The 18,240-nt window shown below is 76.8% G+C and carries 22 protein-coding genes; 14 read left to right on the top strand and 8 right to left on the bottom strand.

Going from position 1 to position 18,240, the window contains the following annotated elements; genetic code table 11:
* The first annotated feature begins 31 nt into the window (after positions 1–31).
* Genes glgA through ACRYR9_RS10495 form a run of 3 tightly spaced genes read left to right on the top strand, consistent with a single transcriptional unit; the run spans position 32 to position 2,864 of the window.
* Entirely contained in the window at positions 32–1,222 is a 1,191-nt protein-coding gene (gene glgA, locus ACRYR9_RS10505) for a glycogen synthase (protein WP_432494502.1), read from the top strand.
* A gap of 14 nt (positions 1,223–1,236) precedes the next feature.
* Complete coding sequence (locus tag ACRYR9_RS10500; protein ID WP_432494500.1) at positions 1,237–2,325, top strand: type III polyketide synthase; 1,089 nt, start codon at positions 1,237–1,239, stop codon at positions 2,323–2,325.
* Positions 2,322–2,864, top strand: a complete 543-nt coding sequence (locus ACRYR9_RS10495; RefSeq protein ID WP_432494498.1) for an isoprenylcysteine carboxyl methyltransferase family protein — start codon at positions 2,322–2,324, stop codon at positions 2,862–2,864. The genes ACRYR9_RS10500 and ACRYR9_RS10495 overlap by 4 nt, the downstream gene beginning before the upstream one ends.
* A gap of 53 nt (positions 2,865–2,917) precedes the next feature.
* On the opposite strand, the gene ACRYR9_RS10490 is transcribed toward ACRYR9_RS10495, so the two are convergent.
* The gene (locus ACRYR9_RS10490) at positions 2,918–3,718 is read right to left on the bottom strand and encodes a hypothetical protein (protein WP_432494496.1); all 801 of its coding nucleotides are present in this window, start codon (positions 3,716–3,718) and stop codon (positions 2,918–2,920) included.
* 69 nt (positions 3,719–3,787) lie between these two features.
* Here ACRYR9_RS10490 and ACRYR9_RS10485 point away from each other — a divergent pair, with 69 nt between their 5' ends.
* Positions 3,788–4,606: an ABC transporter ATP-binding protein gene (locus ACRYR9_RS10485; RefSeq protein WP_432494494.1), complete on the top strand. Its 819-nt coding sequence runs from the start codon at positions 3,788–3,790 to the stop codon at positions 4,604–4,606.
* Between the two features lie 34 nt (positions 4,607–4,640).
* Here ACRYR9_RS10485 and ACRYR9_RS10480 read toward each other — a convergent pair whose 3' ends face one another.
* Together ACRYR9_RS10480 and ACRYR9_RS10475 are read right to left on the bottom strand one after the other, a co-directional pair.
* Positions 4,641–5,399, bottom strand: a complete 759-nt coding sequence (locus tag ACRYR9_RS10480; RefSeq protein WP_432494492.1) for a pyridoxal 5'-phosphate synthase — start codon at positions 5,397–5,399, stop codon at positions 4,641–4,643.
* A 21-nt stretch (positions 5,400–5,420) separates the two neighbouring features.
* The gene (locus ACRYR9_RS10475; RefSeq protein ID WP_432494490.1) at positions 5,421–6,149 is read right to left on the bottom strand and encodes a phosphotransferase; all 729 of its coding nucleotides are present in this window, start codon (positions 6,147–6,149) and stop codon (positions 5,421–5,423) included.
* A 146-nt stretch (positions 6,150–6,295) separates the two neighbouring features.
* Here ACRYR9_RS10475 and ACRYR9_RS10470 point away from each other — a divergent pair, with 146 nt between their 5' ends.
* Positions 6,296–6,805 carry a sigma-70 family RNA polymerase sigma factor gene (locus tag ACRYR9_RS10470; protein ID WP_432494488.1) on the top strand — a complete coding sequence of 170 codons (510 nt, stop codon included), beginning with the start codon at positions 6,296–6,298 and terminating at the stop codon, positions 6,803–6,805.
* Complete coding sequence (locus ACRYR9_RS10465) at positions 6,802–7,554, top strand: anti-sigma factor family protein (RefSeq protein ID WP_432494486.1); 753 nt, start codon at positions 6,802–6,804, stop codon at positions 7,552–7,554. The genes ACRYR9_RS10470 and ACRYR9_RS10465 overlap by 4 nt, the downstream gene beginning before the upstream one ends.
* A 16-nt stretch (positions 7,555–7,570) precedes the next feature.
* Here the strand turns inward: ACRYR9_RS10465 and ACRYR9_RS10460 are convergent, their stop codons facing one another.
* The gene (locus ACRYR9_RS10460; RefSeq protein ID WP_432494484.1) at positions 7,571–8,794 is read right to left on the bottom strand and encodes a lytic transglycosylase domain-containing protein; all 1,224 of its coding nucleotides are present in this window, start codon (positions 8,792–8,794) and stop codon (positions 7,571–7,573) included.
* Between the two features lie 154 nt (positions 8,795–8,948).
* Here ACRYR9_RS10460 and ACRYR9_RS10455 point away from each other — a divergent pair, with 154 nt between their 5' ends.
* Together ACRYR9_RS10455 and ACRYR9_RS10450 are read left to right on the top strand one after the other, a co-directional pair.
* Positions 8,949–10,154, top strand: coding sequence for an EAL domain-containing protein (locus ACRYR9_RS10455; protein WP_432494482.1), 1,206 nt, complete (start codon positions 8,949–8,951; stop codon positions 10,152–10,154).
* A complete protein-coding gene (locus ACRYR9_RS10450) occupies positions 10,151–10,321 on the top strand; it encodes a DUF1059 domain-containing protein (RefSeq protein WP_432494480.1) in 171 nt (56 codons plus the stop codon). The genes ACRYR9_RS10455 and ACRYR9_RS10450 overlap by 4 nt, the downstream gene beginning before the upstream one ends.
* 45 nt (positions 10,322–10,366) lie before the next feature.
* Here ACRYR9_RS10450 and ACRYR9_RS10445 read toward each other — a convergent pair whose 3' ends face one another.
* Positions 10,367–10,831 carry a PPOX class F420-dependent oxidoreductase gene (locus ACRYR9_RS10445; RefSeq protein ID WP_432494478.1) on the bottom strand — a complete coding sequence of 155 codons (465 nt, stop codon included), beginning with the start codon at positions 10,829–10,831 and terminating at the stop codon, positions 10,367–10,369.
* A gap of 115 nt (positions 10,832–10,946) precedes the next feature.
* Here ACRYR9_RS10445 and ACRYR9_RS10440 point away from each other — a divergent pair, with 115 nt between their 5' ends.
* The 5 genes from ACRYR9_RS10440 (at position 10,947) to cynS (ending at position 15,676) form a co-directional block, all read left to right on the top strand.
* The gene (locus ACRYR9_RS10440) at positions 10,947–11,795 is read left to right on the top strand and encodes an aldo/keto reductase (RefSeq protein ID WP_432494476.1); all 849 of its coding nucleotides are present in this window, start codon (positions 10,947–10,949) and stop codon (positions 11,793–11,795) included.
* Positions 11,796–11,883: 88 nt separating this feature from the next.
* Positions 11,884–13,743 carry an ABC transporter ATP-binding protein gene (locus ACRYR9_RS10435; protein ID WP_432494474.1) on the top strand — a complete coding sequence of 620 codons (1,860 nt, stop codon included), beginning with the start codon at positions 11,884–11,886 and terminating at the stop codon, positions 13,741–13,743.
* Between the two features lie 10 nt (positions 13,744–13,753).
* A complete protein-coding gene (locus ACRYR9_RS10430) occupies positions 13,754–14,173 on the top strand; it encodes a hypothetical protein (RefSeq protein ID WP_432494472.1) in 420 nt (139 codons plus the stop codon).
* A gap of 151 nt (positions 14,174–14,324) precedes the next feature.
* A complete protein-coding gene (locus ACRYR9_RS10425) occupies positions 14,325–15,179 on the top strand; it encodes a formate/nitrite transporter family protein (protein ID WP_432494470.1) in 855 nt (284 codons plus the stop codon).
* Between the two features lie 44 nt (positions 15,180–15,223).
* Positions 15,224–15,676 (top strand): cyanase, encoded by a 453-nt coding sequence (cynS, locus tag ACRYR9_RS10420; RefSeq protein WP_432509203.1) that lies wholly within the window; start codon positions 15,224–15,226, stop codon positions 15,674–15,676.
* Positions 15,677–15,685: 9 nt separating this feature from the next.
* Here the strand turns inward: cynS and ACRYR9_RS10415 are convergent, their stop codons facing one another.
* The 3 genes from ACRYR9_RS10415 to ACRYR9_RS10405 all read right to left on the bottom strand — a co-directional run bounded on the left by ACRYR9_RS10415 (position 15,686) and on the right by ACRYR9_RS10405 (position 17,674).
* The gene (locus ACRYR9_RS10415; RefSeq protein WP_432494468.1) at positions 15,686–16,156 is read right to left on the bottom strand and encodes a MarR family winged helix-turn-helix transcriptional regulator; all 471 of its coding nucleotides are present in this window, start codon (positions 16,154–16,156) and stop codon (positions 15,686–15,688) included.
* Positions 16,149–17,288: an LLM class flavin-dependent oxidoreductase gene (locus ACRYR9_RS10410; protein WP_432494560.1), complete on the bottom strand. Its 1,140-nt coding sequence runs from the start codon at positions 17,286–17,288 to the stop codon at positions 16,149–16,151. The genes ACRYR9_RS10415 and ACRYR9_RS10410 overlap by 8 nt, the downstream gene beginning before the upstream one ends.
* Positions 17,289–17,449: 161 nt before the next feature.
* Complete coding sequence (locus ACRYR9_RS10405; RefSeq protein ID WP_432494466.1) at positions 17,450–17,674, bottom strand: DUF5703 family protein; 225 nt, start codon at positions 17,672–17,674, stop codon at positions 17,450–17,452.
* Between the two features lie 90 nt (positions 17,675–17,764).
* On the opposite strand from ACRYR9_RS10405, the gene ACRYR9_RS10400 reads away from it, so the two are divergent.
* Positions 17,765–18,112 carry a primosomal protein gene (locus ACRYR9_RS10400; RefSeq protein WP_432494464.1) on the top strand — a complete coding sequence of 116 codons (348 nt, stop codon included), beginning with the start codon at positions 17,765–17,767 and terminating at the stop codon, positions 18,110–18,112.
* The last annotated feature ends 128 nt before the right edge of the window (positions 18,113–18,240 follow it).

Here is an 18,240-nt window from a genome sequence, read left to right as displayed (position 1 = left end):
GGTGGACGAGCTGCGAGGACGAGGAGCGGACATGCGCGTGGACCTGCTGACCAGGGAGTACCCGCCGGAGGTGTACGGCGGAGCCGGCGTGCACGTGGCCGAGCTGGTGCGGGCGCTGCGCGCCGCCGAGGGCGGCCCCGAGGTGCTCGTGCGCTGCTTCGGCGCCCCGCGGCAGGAGGAGGGCGTCACCGCCTACGGCGAGCCGGCCGAGCTGGCCGGCGCCAACGCGGCCCTGCGCACCCTGGGCGTGGACCTGCCCATGGCCGCCGGCACCGCCGGGGCGGACCTGGTGCACTCGCACACCTGGTACGCCAACACCGCCGGGCACCTGGCCTCCCTGCTGCACGGGGTCCCGCACGTCGTGACCGCGCACAGCCTGGAGCCGCTGCGGCCCTGGAAGGCCGAGCAGCTCGGCGGCGGGTACGCCCTGTCCAGCTGGGCCGAGCGCACCGCCTTCGAGGCCGCCGCCGGCGTCATCGCCGTCAGCGCCGGCATGCGCGCCGACATCCTGCGCAGCTACCCGGCCCTGGACCCGGCGAAGGTGCACGTGGTGCACAACGGCATCGACGCCACCGAGTGGGTCCCCGTGGACGGGCGCGACCTGGTGCGCGCCAACGGCGTGGACCCCGACCGGCCCAGCGTCGTGTTCGTCGGGCGCATCACCCGCCAGAAGGGCCTGCCGCACCTGCTGCGCGCGGCCGCGCAGCTGCCCCCGGAAGTGCAGCTGGTGCTGTGCGCCGGGGCTCCCGACACCCCCGAGATCGCCGCGGAGGTCTCCGGCCTGGTCGCCGACCTGCAGCAGCAGCGCTCCGGCGTGGTGTGGCTGGACCGGCACCTGACGCGCGAGGAGCTGCTGCAGCACCTGTCCCAGGCCACCGTGTTCGTGTGCCCGTCGGTGTACGAGCCGCTCGGCATCGTCAACCTGGAGGCCATGGCCTGCGGCGCCGCCGTCGTCGGCACCGCCACCGGCGGCATCCCCGAGGTGGTCCAGGACGGCGTCACCGGCTGGCTGGTGCCCATCGAGCAGGTCACCGACGGCACCGGCGCCCCCGTCGACCCCGACCGGTTCGTCGCCGACCTGGCCGCCGCGCTCACCGACGCCGTCTCCGACCCCGACCGCGCCCGCGAGCGCGGGGCCGCGGGCCGCCGCCGCGCCGTGCAGGACTTCAGCTGGTCGGCCATCGCCCGGCGCACCCTCGAGGTGTACGAGTCGCTCCTCTGAGACAGCATCGGCCCATGCCGCCCACCGCGCCGACCCGAAGCCGACCCGCCCCCTCCCGGGTCGTCGCGGTGGAGCCCGCCCTGCCCCCGCACCGCTACGAGCAGGAGGAGATCTCCGCCCAGCTCGTGCCGCTGCTGGCACCGGCGGGCCCGCGCCGCCAGCTGCTGCACCGCCTGCACCGCGCCAGCGGCGTGCAGCGGCGCCACCTGGCCCTGCCGCTGGAGCGCTACGGGGAGCTCACCTCGTTCACCGCGGCCAACGCCGCCTTCGGCGAGGTGGGCCTGGACCTGGCCGAGCGGGCCCTGAAGGGGGCCCTCGCCACGGCCGGCGTGGCACCGGAGGAGGTGGACTTCCTGCTGTTCACCACCGTCACCGGCGTGGCAGCCCCCTCCCTGGACGCGGCGCTCGCGGTGCGCAGCGGGCTGCGGTCCACCGTCAAGCGGCTGCCGTCCTTCGGCCTGGGCTGCGCCGGCGGGGCGGCGGGGCTGGCGCGGGTGGACGACTACCTGGCCGGGCACCCCGACCAGGTGGGGGTGCTGGTCTCGGTGGAGCTGTGCTCGCTGACCCTGCAGCACGACGACGCCTCCACCGCCAACCTCGTCGCCAGCGGCCTGTTCGGCGACGGCGCGGCCGCGGTCGTGCTGGCCGGTGCCGAGCGGGCCGCCGGCACGCCCGGCTGGGACGTGCTGGCCTCGCGCAGCCGCCTGTTCGCCGGCACCGCCGGCTCCCTCGGGTGGGACGTGGGCAGCTCCGGCTTCAGCATCGTGCTGGCCCCCGACCTGCCGGACCTGCTGGCCGCCGAGCTGGGCGAGGAGGTCGGTGCCCTGCTGGGCGAGCGGGGCCTGAGCCCGGCCGCGGTGGAGCGCTGGGTCGTGCACGCCGGCGGGCCGAAGGTGCTGGACGCCGTCAGCGGTGCCCTCCACCTGCCCGAGGGGGCGCTGGCCACCAGCTGGGAGTCGCTGCGCCAGGTCGGCAACCTGTCCAGCTCCTCGGTGCTGCACGTGCTGGCCGCCACCGAGCGGCGCCCCGGCGAGCACGCCCTCGTGCTGGCCGTGGGGCCCGGCGTGGGCACCGAGCAGGTCCTGCTGCGGGCCGCCGCGTGAGCTCCGCCGCCCTGTTCACCGCCCTGGTGCTGGCCACCGGCCTCGAACGGCTGGCCGAGCTCGTGGTCTCCACCCGCAACGCCCGCTGGTCCTTCGAGCGCGGCGGGGTGGAGACCGGCCGCGGCCACTTCGGGCCCATGGTCGTGCTGCACACCGGCCTGCTCCTGGCGTGCCTGGCCGAGGTGGCGCTGGCCGAGCGCCCGTTCCTGCCGGCGCTGGGCTGGCCGATGCTGGCGCTGGCGCTGCTCAGCCAGGTGCTGCGCTGGTGGTGCATCGCCTCGCTGGGGCGGCGCTGGAACACCCGGGTGATCGTCGTACCGGGCATGCCGCCGGTCGTGCGCGGGCCGTACCGGTTCCTGAAGCACCCCAACTACGTCGTCGTGGTGATCGAGGGGTTCGCCCTGCCGCTGGTGCACTCGTGCTGGGTGACCGCCCTCGCCTTCACGGTCCTGAACGCCGTGCTGCTGCTGGGCTTCCGACTGCCGGCGGAGAACCGGGCCCTGGCGTCCCTGCCGGCCGCGGCGCGCACCGCGGGCTGACCCGCCCGGCACCCGCGGCCCGCCCGCGGGTGCCGGACCGTGTCGGGCCGGCGTCAGGGCCGCACGGGCTCGGCGTGCGCGTTGACCGCTGCGACCACCGCCCGGCGCGCCACCTGCGCCACCTCGCGCAGAGCCCGGGCGCGCGAGGCCGCCTCGAACCCGGTGACGGCCGCCCCGTCGTCCTCGGTGGCCAGCTCCACGATGGCCAGCACCCGCGCCGCGGTCTGCAGCACCCGCGCCGCCCGCGGGGCCACGCCCGGCGGCAGCGCGTCGCGCGCCAGGCCGCCGTCGCGCACCGCGGCGATGCGGTCGGCGGCGTCCTCGCGCCAGCGCGCCACGTCCAGGCCCGCCAGCGCCTGCGTGGCCGTGGCCAGCGCCAGGCGCAGCTCCCGCTCGGAGTCGGCGACGCTGGAGCTGCTCGGCGCCCGCCGCGGCGCCGCCCCCAGCACCGCCCAGGTCACCATCGCCCCCGGCTCCCACACCGAGCCGAACTCCGTGACCTCCGGCACCAGCGCCCAGCGGCCCAGCGCACCGGCCGGCTCGGCGACCACGCACTCGCCGGCCTCCAGGGCCGCGACGTTGACCGCCGCGGGTCCCGGCAGGTCCCGCGGGTCGCCCGGCACCGGCAGGGCCAGCAGCAGCGGCCCGCACCCGGCCGCCCGCAGGGCGCCGAGCAGACCGCGCACGTCGGCCGGGTCGGCACCGGGGGCGGCGGGCGCGCCCTCGCCCCAGCGCACCGCGTGGGGCTCGTCGTCGCGCACGACCGCGCGCACCGCGACGTCCAGGTCCGCGGCACCGGTCAGCACACCGGTGCCCCAGGCCGCCAGCCGGGCGGAACGGGGCAGGTCCAGCACGCGCCGCAGCCTACGACGGCACCGCCACCCCCGGCGGCGCCCGGGGCCCGCGCTGGCTAGGGTTCCCCCGTGCCCGTTCCCCCCGCCGCGCAGACCGCCCCCGCCGCCGACGAGGTCCTGGGCCTCGACGCCGTCACCGTGCGCCGCGGGACGAACCTGCTGCTGGACGCGGTGGACCTGCGCGTGCACGAGGGCGAGCGCTGGGTGGTCCTCGGCCCCAACGGCGCCGGCAAGTCCACCCTGCTGTCCGTGGCCGCCGCGCGGCTGTTCCCCACCACCGGCGCCGTGCGGGTGCTCGGCGAGCAGCTCGGCCGCGTGGACGTCTTCGAGCTGCGCCCGCGCATCGGCCTGGCCAGCACCGCCCTGGCCCGCGCCGTCCCCGGGCAGGAGAAGGTCCGCGACGTCGTGCTCACCGCCGCCTACGGCGTCACCGGCCGCTGGCAGGAGGCCTACGACCCCGACGACGAGCAGCGGGCCCTGCAGCTGCTGGACCTGCTCGGCGTGGCCCACCTGGCCGAGCGGCCCTTCGCCACCCTCAGCGACGGCGAGCGCAAGCGCACCCAGATCGCGCGCGCCCTGATGACCGACCCGGAGCTGCTGCTGCTCGACGAGCCGGCCGGCGGGCTGGACCTGGGCGGGCGCGAGGACCTGCTGCGTCGCCTGACCGCCCTGGCCGCCGACCCCGCCGCCCCCACCACCGTCACCGTGACGCACCACGTCGAGGAGGTCCCGGTGGGCACCACGCACGCGCTGCTGCTGCGCGACGGGCGCGCGGTCGCGTCCGGCCCGGTCGACGACGTCCTCACCGGCGAGCTGCTCACGCGCACCTTCGGGCTGGCGCTGGCGGTCGAGCGGCGCGGCGGGCGGCTGACGGCGCTCGCGGTCTGACCCGACCCGCGCGCGGGGTCGGGGCGCGGCTGCCTCAGGGGCGCAGCAGCTGCCGGTCGTAACCGCCGTGCTCGGCGCGCGAGTAGCGCAGCCGCAGGTGCTGGCCGTCGGGGGAGGACTGCCAGAACTCCACCCGCGAGGCGTCCACGCCCCACAGCCGCCAGGTGGACGAGACCGTCGCCGGCTCCAGGGCCAGCAGGTCGTCGACGTCGGCGAACTCGTCGGACAGGTGCGCCTCGTCCAGCGGGCGGCTCTGCCGCTCCAGCAGGGACTCCGCGCGCCCGTGCGCGGGCCGCTCCAGGAAGTCGCGCGCCGACTCGCGCTCGCCGCCCGCGCGCACCCGCCCGCGCACCCGCACCTGCCGGCCCTGCTGCGGCCAGTAGAACACCAGCGCCGCCACCGGCACCGAGGCCAGCTGGCGCCCCTTGGGGCTGCCGGCGCCGGAGGCGACCCACAGCGCCGAGTCCGCGACGTCCTTGAGCACGAGCACCCGTGCGTCGGGGCGCCCCGCGGCGTCCACGGTGGCCAGGGTCAGCGCGTGCGGTTCGGGCACCCCGGCGGCCACCGCCTCGCGCAGCCACGCCACCAGCAGCTCCAGCGGCTCGGCGGGAGCGTCGGCGGGCGCGAAGGGCGGCGGCTGCGCCCTCAGCAGCGGCAGGTCGCGCAGCCACTCGCGCAACGGCGACCCGCCCGCGTCCTGCTCGGCCCGGGGCGCGGGCGGGGGGTGGGGGGAGTCGTCCTGCACCGGCGCGTCCGCCGGGCGCGGGGACCAGGACCGGGCCGTGCGCGTCACACCCCGAAGGTACCCGCGTCCTCAGGGCCCGGCGTCCCAGAGGGCCCGGTAGTACGCCGTGCGCCGCGCGTCCGGCGCCACGCCGTAGGCGTCGAGGAACACCCCCTCCCAGCCGGGGCCGTAGTTCCAGCCCAAGCTCATCGTGGCCACCGCCAGGTCCGCCCACCGGTCGGCCACGCCGAGGCCGCCGAGGTCCACGTGCGCCACCGCCGCACCGTCCTCGCCCAGCAGCGTGTTGGGGGCGCACGCGTCGCCGTGGCACACCACCGCCCGCTCCACCGGCGGCGCCGGCCCCAGGCGGCTCACGTCGCCGACGGCGCGCGCCAGCCGGTGCGGCACCGACCAGTCGAAGGGGCACTCGCGCACCGGCAGCCGCTCGTGCAGCGCGCGCAGCCCGCGCGCCAGGGCCGGCACCGCCACGGCCGGCGCGGCCAGCCAGCGCCGGGCGACCGCCGACTCCCCGGGCAGCCCCTCGGTCAGCAGCCAGGACCCGTCCGCGTCGGCGCCCGAGCCCAGCACCCGCGGCACCGGCGTGAACGGCGCCGCCCACGCCAGCCGCTGCACCTCCTCGGCCAGCGGCAGCGCCGCCCCGGCCGGCGCCCACTTGCAGAAGCGGACCCGCCCGCCGGTGCCGCGGAGGCGGAACGTCACCCCGCCGAGCTGGTTGACCCGCACGGCGTGCACGTCCTCGCCGTCGGCCAGGAGGCGCACCGCCGCGGGCACCGGCACCGGCGTCTCGGGGATGCTCACGGGCGCCACCGTAGGGCCGCCGCACCCGCCCCGGGCGGGCGCCGGGCGGGCACCAGGTGCGCACGGGTGAACCGGACGGACCGCCGCGTCGTTGCCCGTGCGGGCAGCACCGCGCGGGGCGGTGCCCCGGGAGCGGGGGGGACGCGGTGGCCGACGCCGACGAGGAGCTGGTGCGCGCGCTGCACTCCGAGCACGCCGACGCCCTGTTCGGCTTCGTGCTCTCGCTGACCGGCGACCGCGCCGAGGCGCAGGACGTCGTGCAGGAGACGCTCCTGCGGGCCTGGCGCAACCCCGGTGCGATGGACCCGGCCACCGGCTCCAACCGCGCCTGGCTGTTCACCGTGGCGCGCCGCCTGGTCATCGACCAGCGCCGCTCGGCGCGCGCCCGGCGCGAGAGCGTGCGCGCGGACGTGCCCGAGACGGCCGTGCTGGACGAGTCCGAGCAGGTGCTGCAGCAGTGGGTGGTGCAGCAGGCGCTGGCGCGGCTGTCGCCGGAGCACCGCGCCGTGCTGCGCGAGTGCTACTTCCGGGGCCGCTCGGTGGCGGAGGCCTCCCGGGTGCTGGGCGTCCCGGCGGGCACGGTGAAGTCGCGCACCCACTACGCGCTGATGAACCTCAGACTGGCGCTGCAGGAGATGGGGGTGAGCCGCCGGTGAACGACACCGCGGGCGATCCGTTCGCCGTCGACGCCGGCCCGTACGTGCTGGGGGCGCTGGCACCCGCCGAGCGCGACGGCTTCGAGGAGCACCTGGCCGGGTGCGCCTCCTGCCGGGCGGCCGTGGAGGACCTGGCGGGGCTGCCGGGGCTGCTCTCGCGCGTGCCGGCCGACGTGGTCGCGGCCCTGGGCGGGGACGAGCCGGCCCCGCCGCCGCCCGCGCCGGACACGCTGCTGCCGCGTCTGCTGCGCGCGGCGCGCTCCCGCCGCCGGCGCCGGCGCCTCGCCCTGGCCGGGGGCGTGGCCGCCGCGTGCGCGGCCACGGCCGGCGGTGCGGTGGCCCTGCTGCCCACCGCCCCGCCCGCGGCCCTGCCGCCGGCGTCCCCGTCCGCGTCCGCCGAACCCGGGGAGCAGGTGCCCGGCGGGGCTGCGGTGCAGCGCATGGAAGCCCTCATGCCGGTGCCGCTGCAGGCGACCGCGCGGCTGACCGAGGAGGAGTGGGGCACCCAGGTGGACCTGGTGTGCGCCTACGCGGACGACGAGGCCGGCAGCGCCTACCCCTACGCCCTGGTCGTCACCGACACCGACGGCAACCCGCAGCGCATCGGCACCTGGCAGGCGCGGCCCGGCCACGACGCGCGGCTGAGCGGCGCCACCGCGCTGACGCGCGAGCAGATCGCCGCGGTGGAGGTGCAGACGCTGCAGGGCACCGCCGTGCTGCGCCTGGACGGCGCCGCGAGCGGCACCTGACCCGCCGCCCCCGGGCTCAAGCGCCGGCGTCGATCTCGTCGGCGATGCGCTGCACCATCACCACGTACCAGTCGGCGTGGTTGTAGCGGAACAGCGCTCCGGACTCGCCCGCGCGCCCCGCCCCGGCACCGTTGGCGCACAGGTAGCGCGCGGCCGAGAAGACGGCGTCGGCGGGGTCCCGCGCGTCGGTGTCCCCGTCGCCGTCGCCGTCGACCCCGTAGGCGGCGAAGGTGGCCGGCATGAACTGCATCGGCCCGATCGCCCCGGCCGAGGACGGGCCCACGTTCCGGCCGTGACCGCTCTCGACCTGGCCGACGGCCCGCAGCAGCGCCGGGCGCATCCCCGGGCACGTCGTGGCCGCGCGCGCGTACAGGTCCGCGTAGTCGGCGGGCGCCCCGCCGGCGCGCACGCCCGCGCCGGCACCGGCCGCCGAGGCCTGGACGGTGCGGGCGGCGGCGGTGGCCGCCGCGAGCTCGCGCGCGGCCTGCTCGGCCGCCTCCAGCCGGGCCGCGCCGGCGTCCAGCGCGTCCAGCCGGTCCTGCGCCTGCTGCAGCGCCTCCTCCAGCTGTCCCGACCGGGCCGCCAGGTCGCGCAGCGCGGCCACCTGCTCCCCGGCGGCGCGGTCGGCGTCGGCGGCGGCGGCCTCGGCCGTGCGGGCACCGGCGGCGGCCGCACCGGTGGCGCTCTGGTCGGCGCGGGCACCGGCGTCCAGGGCCCGCCCGCTGGTCAGCTCGTGCGCGCGCAGGGTCGCGGCGGGGTCGGTGCCGGTCAGCAGGGAGCGCACCAGCGCGTAGGTCCCGCTGCCGGTCAGGGCGCCGGCCGGGGCCATGTAGAGCGCACGCACCCGCCGGGTGCCGTCGGCGCGGGTGGTCTCGGCGGTGGAGCGTGCGCGCTGGGCCTGCACCTGCGCGGCCACGGCGGCGGAGGCGGCGCTCCGGGTGCCGTCCTGCTGCCGCTGCACGGCGTCCTGGACCTCCTGCACGCGCTGGGCCGCCCGCTGCGCGGCGGTGCGGGCGGCCTCGGCGGCGGCACGGGCCTCGCCGGCGGAGCTGCTCGCGGGGGTGCTCGCGGCGCTCGCCGCCGCGGGACCGGCGAGCGGTGCGGCGACCGTGCCGGTGATGGCCAGGACGGCCAGGGCGGCCCGCGCCAGGGCGGTGCCGGCGGCGCGCGGCCCGGTGCGGGCCCCGGCCCGGAGCGCACCGGTTCGCCGTGGGGCGGGTCCGGGCCGCGCGGGGGTCACGTGCCCTGGTCGGCCGGTGCGGGGCCGAGCTTGAGCCCGCAGCCGCATCGCCACGAGCTGTGACCATGCAGTCACAGCACTATGCTCGCGCGGAACGCCGGACGCAGCCGCCTGCGGTGGGCGCAGCGCGGCGCAGGAGCGGGAGGGGGCGGACGTGGGAGCACCTCGGGCACTGCCGTTCGCCCACGGCCGCTGGCGCGGGCGGCTGGACGACCTCGCGTCCCGCCCCGAGCTGCTGCACCCGGTGCTGCACCCGGTCGTCGACGTGGCCGCCGGTCGCGTGGCCGGCTACGAGGTCCTGTCCCGCTTCGCGCCCGTGCGCGGTCGCGCGCACGGGCCCGAGGAGTGGTTCTCCGCCGCCCGGGCGCTCGGCCGCAGCGCCGATCTGGACCTGCTGGTGCTGCAGCGGGCCCTGCCGCTGCGCGAGCACCTGCCGCACGGCACCTTCCTGACCGTCAACGCCGCCCCCGCCTCGCTGGGCGACCGGCGGGTGCTGGACCTGCTGCGCGCGCACGACCTGACGTCGGTGGTCGTGGAGGTCACCGAGCACACCGACTACGACGCCGGCGCCCTGAGCGCACCGCTGGCCGCGCTGCGCGAGCGCGGCGCCCGCGTCGCGCTGGACGACGTCGGTACCGGGCACTCCGGGCTGCTGCGCATGGCCGTGGTGCGCCCCGAGGTCCTCAAGGTCGACCTGCAGCTGGTGCGCGGCCTCGACGGCGACCCGGTCAAGCGTTCCCTGGTGAAGTTCCTCGGCGAGTGCGCCGACCGCCTGGACGCCTGGGTGGTCGCCGAGGGCGTGGAGACGCCCGGTGAGCTGGACGTGCTGCGCTCCATGGGGGTGCCGCTGGTGCAGGGCTTCCTGCTGGCCCGGCCGGCGGAGGGCTTCGCGCCGCTGTCGCCGCAGGCCCGGCGGGTGCTGAGCACCGGCCCGGCCGTCCCGCCCGGCGACGAGGGCACCCGGCTCAGCGGTCAGCTGGCCCGGCGCACCAAGACCTCCCGGACGGTGGCCGAGGCGGTGCGCGCGGTCGCCGAGGACCCCGCACCCGTCGTCGTGGTCGACGAGCGCGACGTGCCGCGAGTGCTGGTGCTGCCCGGGGCCCACCCCGGCGAGGAGCCGCGGGTGCGGCAGGCGTGCACGACCCTGGCTCCGGAGACCGCCGTGCCCGAGGCCGCCGCGCGCGCCGTCTCCCGGCCGGCGCCGGTGCGCTTCGACCCCATGGTGTGCACCGACGCCACCGGCCGCTACGTCGGTGTCGTGGGCGTGGAGGACGTGGTGCTGGACCTGGCCGGTGCCGCCGGCGGGGGAGTGGACGGCGGGGTGGAGGACTCCGCCCTTCAGCGGGGGGTGGTCGCGTGAAGACGTTCCGGTGCGGGGACGTGGTGCCCGGGTGCCTGCACGAGTTCGTCGGCCAGGACCGCGAGGCGGTGCTCGCGCAGGTCGGTGAGCACGCCCGCCGGGACCACGGCCTGCAACCCGACGAGGACCTCGTGCGAGCGGTGGAGGAGCGGCTGCGCGACGCGTGAGCCGCCCGCGCCCGCAGCGCGCGCGGCCGCCGGTGGCCCGGGCGGTCAGCCGCCCAGGCGCGCGGGGAACCCGCCGGTGGCGATCGGGCCCCAGCGCTGCGGCGTGATGCGCAGCAGGCACTTGCCCTGCCGCTGCATCGCCGCGCGGTACTCGTCCCAGTCGGGGTGCTCGCCGGAGATGCTGCGGAAGTACTCCACGAGCGGCTCCAGCGCCTCGGGCAGGTCCAGCACCTCCACGTTGCCGTCCACCTGCACCCACGCGCCGCCGAAGTCGTCGGAGAGCACCAGCACCGCGGCGCGCGGGTCGCGGCGGGCGTTGACGACCTTGGCGCGCTCGGGGTACGTGGAGACCACGATGCGCCCGGCCGCGTCCACCCCGGCGGTGACCGGGGACATCTGCGCTGAACCGTCGGCGCGGTGGGTCAGCAGGACGACGTGGTGGCGCCCGCGGACGAAGTCCAGCAGGCCCTCGCGGTCGACGCGGGTGGTGGTGGCGACGGTGGGGCTCACGGGCGCCACGCTACCGCCGCCCGCCGCGGGGCGGACCGACCGCGCCGTGGGTACCCCGGGGGGTCCGGGGCGCGAGCCCGCGCCGGTGCGCGGGCCACGCCCTAGGGTGGCCGGCATGGCACCTGCTGTTCCCACGATCACCTTCAACAACGGCGTGAGCGCCCCGCAGCTCGGCTTCGGCGTGTGGCAGGTCGGTGACGACGAGGTCGTCCCGGCGGTCGAGACCGCGCTGGAGGCGGGCTACCGCCACATCGACACCGCCGCGATCTACGGCAACGAGACGGGCGTCGGCCGCGCCCTGGCGGGCTCCGGGATCGCCCGCGACGAGCTGTTCGTCACCACCAAGCTGTGGAACGCCGAGCAGGGCTACGACTCGACCCTGCGCGCCTTCGACGCCAGCCTCGAACGCCTCGGCCTGGAGACGGTCGACCTCTACCTCATCCACTGGCCGGTGCCGCGGGCCGACGCCTACGTCGACACCTGGAAGGCGTTCGAGAAGATCTACGCCGACGGCCGTGCCCGCGCGATCGGCGTCTCCAACTTCGAGCCGCACCACCTGCGCCGGCTGCTGGACGAGACGAGCGTGGTCCCGGCCGTCAACCAGGTCGAGCTGCACCCGTTCCTGCAGCAGGCCGAGCTGCGCGCCGCCGACGCGCAGCACGGCGTCGTCACCGAGGCGTACAGCCCGCTGTCCTCCGGCAAGGGCGTCATCGACGACCCGGCCATCACCGCGCTGGCGCGCGCCCACGGCAAGACCCCCGCCCAGGTGGTGCTGCGCTGGCACGTGCAGCTGGGCAACCTGGTGATCCCCAAGTCGGTCACGCCGCAGCGCATCCGCGAGAACATCGACGTCTTCGACTTCGAGCTCTCCGACGCCGACGTCGCCCAGATCGCCGGCCTGGACCGCCCCGACGGCCGCGTCGGCTCCCACCCGGACCAGATGAACGTCGGCGCCCCCGCCTGAGGGTCCGCCCCGCCGCGCGCGGCGCACCGGTGCCCCGGGGCGCCGCGCGCGGCGGGCCCGTGTCGGCCCCGTCGCCTAGCCTGCCGGGGTGTCGATGGAGTCGGCCGCGTGGCACTCGCTGTGGCGGGCCACCAGCGCGGAGCAGCAGCAGCGCCCCGTCTCGCGCGCCACGGTGCGCCGGGTCCTGGACCTCGCCCGCGAGCGGCGTGCGCGCCTGGCGGTGTTCGTCGTCGGCAGCGTGCTCACGGCGGTGCTGGCGGTGGCGTCCCCGGTGCTGGCCGGGCGTGCGGTGGAGGCCGTCACCGCGGGCGAGCGCCGCACCGTGGTGGTGCTGGCGCTGCTCATCGCGCTGGTCGCCCTGGCCGAGGCAGGCCTGGGTCTGTGGGTGCGCTGGCTGTCGGCCACGCTGGGCGAGGACCTCATCCTGGACCTGCGCACCCGCGTGTTCGACCACGTGCAGCGCATGCCCGTGGCCTTCTTCAACCGCACCCGCACCGGCGCCCTGGTCAGCCGCCTGAACAGCGACGTGCTCGGCGCGCAGCGGGCGTTCTCCGGCACCCTGTCCGGTGTCGTGGGCAACGCGGTGGCGGTGGTGCTGACCGCCGCGGTGATGATGAGCACCTCCTGGCGCGTGACGGTGCTGGCCCTGCTGCTGCTGCCGGTGTTCCTCGTGCCCGCGCGGCGCATGGGCCGGCGCCTGGCCGCCCTCTCGCGCGACGCCGCCCAGCTGAACGCGGCCATGACGAACCAGTCCACCGAACGCTTCTCCGCCCCCGGCGCCACCCTGGTGAAGCTGTTCGGCCGCCCCGAGCAGGAGTCGCGCGCCTTCGCGCTGGCCGCCCGGCGCGTGCGCGACATCGGGGTGCGCACCGCGGTGCTCAACGCGGTGTTCGTCACCGCCCTGACGCTGGCCTCCGCGCTGGCCCTGGCGCTGGTCTACGGCGTCGGCGGGCTCATCGCCATCGGCGGGGCCCTGGACGCCGGCAGCATCGTCACCCTGGCGCTGCTGCTGACCCGGCTGTACGCCCCGCTGACGGCCCTGGCCGGTGCCCGGGTGGACGTCATGAGCGCCCTGGTCAGCTTCGAGCGCGTCTTCGAGGTCCTGGACCTGGTGCCGCTGGTGCGCGACCCCGAGCACCCGCGCCCGCTGCCGACCGGGCCGCTGACCGTGGAGTTCGACCACGTCGACTTCGCCTACCCGGCCGCTTCCGAGGTCTCCCTGGCCTCCCTGGAGGACGTGGCCGTCCTCGACGCGCGCGGCGGCGTGCCCGTGGTGCACGACACCTCCTTCCGCATCGAGCCCGGCCAGGTCCTGGCCCTGGTCGGCTCCTCCGGCGCGGGCAAGTCCACCCTCGCGCAACTGCTGGCGCGCCTGTACGACGTCACCGGCGGGGCGGTGCGCCTGGGCGGCGTCGACGTGCGCGAGACGAGCGCGGCCTCGATCCGCCAGGCCGTGGGCGTGGTCACCCAGGACGGGCACCTCTTCCACGAGTCGCTGCGGGCCAACCTGCAACTGGCCCGCCCCGGCGCCGGCGACGCCGAGCTGCTGGCCGCGCTGGAGCGCGCCCGCCTCGGCGAGCTCGTCGCCTCGCTGCCGGAGGGCCTGGACACCGTGGTCGGCGAGCGCGGCTACCGCTTCTCCGGCGGCGAGCGCCAGCGCCTGACCATCGCCCGGCTGCTGCTGGCCCAGCCGCGCGTGGTCGTCCTGGACGAGGCCACCGCCTCCCTGGACTCCGCCTCCGAGGCCGCGGTGCAGGCCGCGCTGGACGAGGCGCTCGCCGGGCGCACCGCACTGGTCATCGCCCACCGCCTGTCCACGGTGCGCGGCGCCGACCAGATCCTCGTGCTGGAGGCCGGGCGGGTCGTCGAGCGCGGCACCCACGCCGAGCTGATCGCCCTGCGCGGGCGCTACGCCCACCTGTACGACACCCAGTTCGCGGGGGCGTGAGCACCGCCCCGTGGACCCGCTGAGCGCCCTGCTGGCCGGTGCCGCGCTGCACGCCGGCTTCCAGGCGGTCGTGACCGCCGTGGTCTACCCGGCGCTCGCGGCGGCTGCCGCCGCACCGGGGTGGGCGCGCGTGCACGCCGCCCACTCGCGGCGGATCGCACCCGTGGTGGCGGTGGTCTACGCGAGCGTCCTGGCGACCTGGGCGTGGGTGCTGCTGGTGCGGCCGCTGACCGGCTGGCTCGTGCTCGCCGCCGCCGGCAGCGCCCTGGCCGGGCTGAGCACGGCCCTGGTGGCCGCCCCCGTCCACGCGCGCCTGGGTCGAGAGGGCCCGCGCCCCGCCCTGCTGCGGCGGCTGCGGCGCGCCGACGGGGTGCGCCTGGCCGGTGCGCTGCTGGGGCTGGCGGGCGCCGCCGGTGCGGTTCCCGCCTGACCCCTCACAGCCCGCCCGGACGCCGTGCGCGAGATGTGACGCGCCCGACACGCGGGGCTGACCGCGGGGAAACACGAGCCGTCCACGCTGGCGCCCGAGCCCACCCGCGGACCGCCCGTCCGCGGCCCGCCGACCCTCCGGAGCGAGCGCCGTGTCCTACGTGAGCCCCCCCGACTTCGTCACGAAGATGATCGACGCCGGGCAGTCCAAGGTCCTGATGTCGACGCGCGACACCCTCGTGCGCGCCTACATGGCCGGCGCGATCCTCGCCCTGGCGGCCGCGTTCGCCGTCACCGTCACCGTGCAGACCGGCGACGCCCTGGTCGGCGCGCTGCTGTTCCCGGTCGGTTTCTGCATCCTCTACCTGCTCGGCTTCGACCTGCTGACGGGCGTGTTCACGCTCGTGCCGCTGGCCCTGATCGACAAGCGCCCCGGTGTCACCTGGGGCTCGATGCTGCGCAACTGGGGCCTGGTGTTCACCGGCAACCTGGCCGGTGCGCTGACGGTCGCGCTGATGATGTCGATCGTGGTGACGTTCGGCTTCTCCGTGGAACCGAGCGAGGTCGGCCACCGCTTGGGGGAGATCGGCGAGGCCCGCACCCTCGGCTACGCCGAGCACGGTGCCGCCGGGATGCTCACGCTGTTCGTGCGGGGTCTGCTGTGCAACTGGATGGTCTCCACCGGTGTGGTCGGCGCGATGATGTCCACCAGCGTCTCCGGCAAGGTCATCGCCATGTGGATGCCCATCATCGTGTTCTTCTACATGGGCTTCGAGCACTCGGTCGTCAACATGTTCCTGTTCCCCACCGGCCTGCTGCTGGGCGGGGAGTTCTCCCTGGGCGACTACCTGGTGTGGAACGAGATCCCCACCGTCCTCGGCAACCTCGTCGGCGGCCTGACGTTCGTGGGCCTGGCCCTGTACACCACGCACGCGCGCACCGGGCGCACGCGCACCGTGCCGGCCCAGGTCGGCGTGCGCGACGAGGTCCCGGCCCCCACCCGCTGACGCCGCGGCGACGACCCGAGACGACGGAGGACCCCGTGATCCCTGTGACGATCCCTGTGACGACGAAGGCCGAGGCGGCAGCGGCCGTGCGCGCCGCCCGGGTGCGCGCCGGCCTGACCTGGGCGCAGATCGCAGAGCAGCTCGGCGCCCCGCTGGTGTGGACGACCGCCGCGCTGCTCGGCCAGCACCCGGTGACCGCCGAGCAGGCGGGACTCGTCGGGAAGCTGCTGGACCTGGACGAAGCGGTCGTCACCGCGCTCCAGGACCAGCCGTACCGCGGCAGCGACCCCGCGCTGGTGTCGGACCCGACGATCTACCGCTTCCACGAGGCGCTGTCGGTGTACGGCCCGGCGCTGAAGGAGCTGATCCACGAGGAGTTCGGCGACGGCATCATGAGTGCCATCAACTTCAAGGTCGACATCGCCCGTCGGGCCGACCCGGACGGCGACCGCGTCGTGGTCACCTTCGACGGGAAGTTCCTCGACTACCGCTGGTGAGCTGCACGCTCAGGCGTCCGGGGGCAGGGCCCGTGCCGCCAGGCGGGCCAGCTCGCCCAGCTCTCCGGTGTCCACGTGGCCCAGGTGGCGGGCGATGGACGCGGCGTGCCGGCCGCCGACCTCCCGCTGCCGCTGCGCACCGGTCTCGGTGAGGGCGACCACGACGCCGCGCCGGTCGGCGGGGTCGGCCTCGCGGGCCAGCAGTCCCTGGTGCTCGAGGCGGTCCACCAGGCGGCTCAGCGACGGCTGCGGCAGGTAGACCTGCTCGCTGAGCTCGCCCAGGCGGGCGCGGTGGCCGGGGCAGCGCGTCAGCGTGTGCAGCACGTCGTACTCGCGCACGCTCAGCCCGCCCCACACGTCGTCGGCGGTGAAGCGGCGCAGCAGGGTGGCCTGCAGTCGGAACACCGCCTCCCACGCCTCGACCGCGGCCCGGGTGCGCCCCGGGCCGCGGTCGGCGGTGCCGGCGGGGTCGTCAGGCACCCGCGGCCCCGCTCGTGACCCCGCTCGGGACCTCGGCGGCGGCTGCGGCCAGGGCGGCGTCGCGCGCGGCGACCCGGCTCGCGTGGGTGGGCGGGTCGCTGGGCACGTGCGCGGGCCGGCGCGCCTCGAACTCGCGGCGCAGCACCGGCACGACCTGCTCGCCGAGCAGGTCGATCTGCCGCAGGACCGTCGCCAGGGGCAGGCCGGCGTGGTCGATGAGGAACAGCTGGCGCTGGTAGTCGCCGAAGAACTCCTGGAACGTCAGGGTCTTCTCCACCACCTGCTCGGGGGTGCCCACGGTCAGCGGGGTCTGGGCGGTGAAGTCCTCCAGGGAGGGCCCGTGCCCGTAGACGGGGGCGTTGTCGAAGTAGGGGCGGAACTCGCGCACCGCGTCCTGGCTGTTGCGCGCCATGTAGACCTGCCCACCCAGGCCGACGATCGCCTGCTCGGGCGCGCCGTGCCCGTAGTGGGCGTAGCGCTCCCGGTAGAGCTGGATCAGCCGGACGTAGTGCTCCTTGGGCCAGAAGATGTTGTTGGCGAAGTAGCCGTCGCCGAAGTACGCGGCGATCTCGGCGACCTCGGGGGTGCGGATGGAGCCGTGCCACACGAAGGGCGCCACGCCGTCCAGGGGGCGCGGGGTGGAGGTGAAGGACTGCAGCGGGGTGCGGAAGCGCCCCTCCCACGTCACGACGTCCTCGTCCCACAGCCTGCGCAGCAGCTGGTAGTTCTCCACCGTCAGCTCCACGCTCTTGCCGATGTCCTGCCCGAACCAGGGGTAGACCGGAGCGGTGTTGCCGCGGCCGAGCATGAGGTCGGTGCGCCCGCCGGACAGGTGCTGCAGCATCGCGTAGTCCTCGGCGATCTTCACCGGGTCGTTCGTGGTGATGAGCGTCGTGGACGTCGACAGGGTGATGCGGCTGGTGCGCCCGGCGACGTAGCCCAGCAGCGTCGTGGGGGAGGAGGGCACGAAGGGGCGGTTGTGGTGCTCGCCGGTGGCGAAGACGTCCAGACCCGCCTGCTCGGCGTGCTCGGCGATGGTCGTCATCGCGCGGATGCGCTCGGCCTCGGTGGGGGTCCGGCCCGTGGTGGGGTCGGGCGTGACGTCGCCGACGCTGAAGATCCCGAACTGCATGGTCACCGCTCCTCGCCTGGTTCATGCATCTGCATGTACCTGCTCGAACGCACGCGGCCTGCGCCGTGTTCCCTGCCCGGCTTCGTGGTGCTCGTGCGCGGTGGAGCGTTCAACAGTGCATGATCACCGAAGGGAGGGGCGGGGGAGGGGAGGGGTGGGTCTCAGCCGGTGCGGGCGACGCGGATGATCTTCCGGCGCAACCACACGCGCCGGGCGCCCCCGAGGTACAGGCGCACCCGGGCCAGCTCCCAGTGCCCGTACTCGGCCTGCTCGGTCAGCAGCTGGCGCGCCTGGGCGCTGCTGGTCTCCCGGGGCAGGGTGAGGACCCGGTACTCGTACTGCTCGCCGCCCGGGCGGCGCCCGGCGGTCCTGGTGTCAGCGGCCATCGCCCCCATTGTCCACCCCCGCCGACCGGTGCGCGCGATCTTCCCGCCGCACCCGCGTCACGCGCCGGTCCTCTCCGCTACGGTCGGCACATGACGCCCGATCCGCGCGCCGCCCTCGCGCGTCTCGTCGAAGCCCTGGAGAACCACCTCGCCGCCGCCGCCGACCGGCGCGGGGAGGCCGACCCCGCGGTGGCCCACGCCTACCAGCGCGTCGCCGACGCCTTCGAGGTGTACGAGGAGACGATCTACGACGCCTACGACGAGGTCACGCCCTTCGTCCTCTACGACGACGTCGAGGACGAGCGCGAGGACGGTGACGAGGACGAGGACGACGACGAGGACGACGACGACCTCGAGGACGACGAGGACGACGAGGACGAGGACGACGACGAGCAGGACGACGACGAGGACGACGGGGCGTCCGGCACCGGCCGCTGAGCCCGCGCGGGGGGGGGGGGGGGGGGGGGGGGGGGGGGGGGGGGGGGGGGGGGGGGGGGGGGGGGGGGGGGGGGGGGGGGGGGGGGGGGGGGGGGGGGGGGGGGGGGGGGGGGGGGCGGGGGGGGGGG

Origin of the sequence: Kineococcus auxinigenes (assembly GCF_050871525.1) — a bacterium.
Lineage (GTDB): Bacteria > Actinomycetota > Actinomycetes > Actinomycetales > Kineococcaceae > Kineococcus.
Note: the sequence above shows the minus strand (reverse complement) of the source record. Positions and strands in the feature narration are given on the sequence as shown.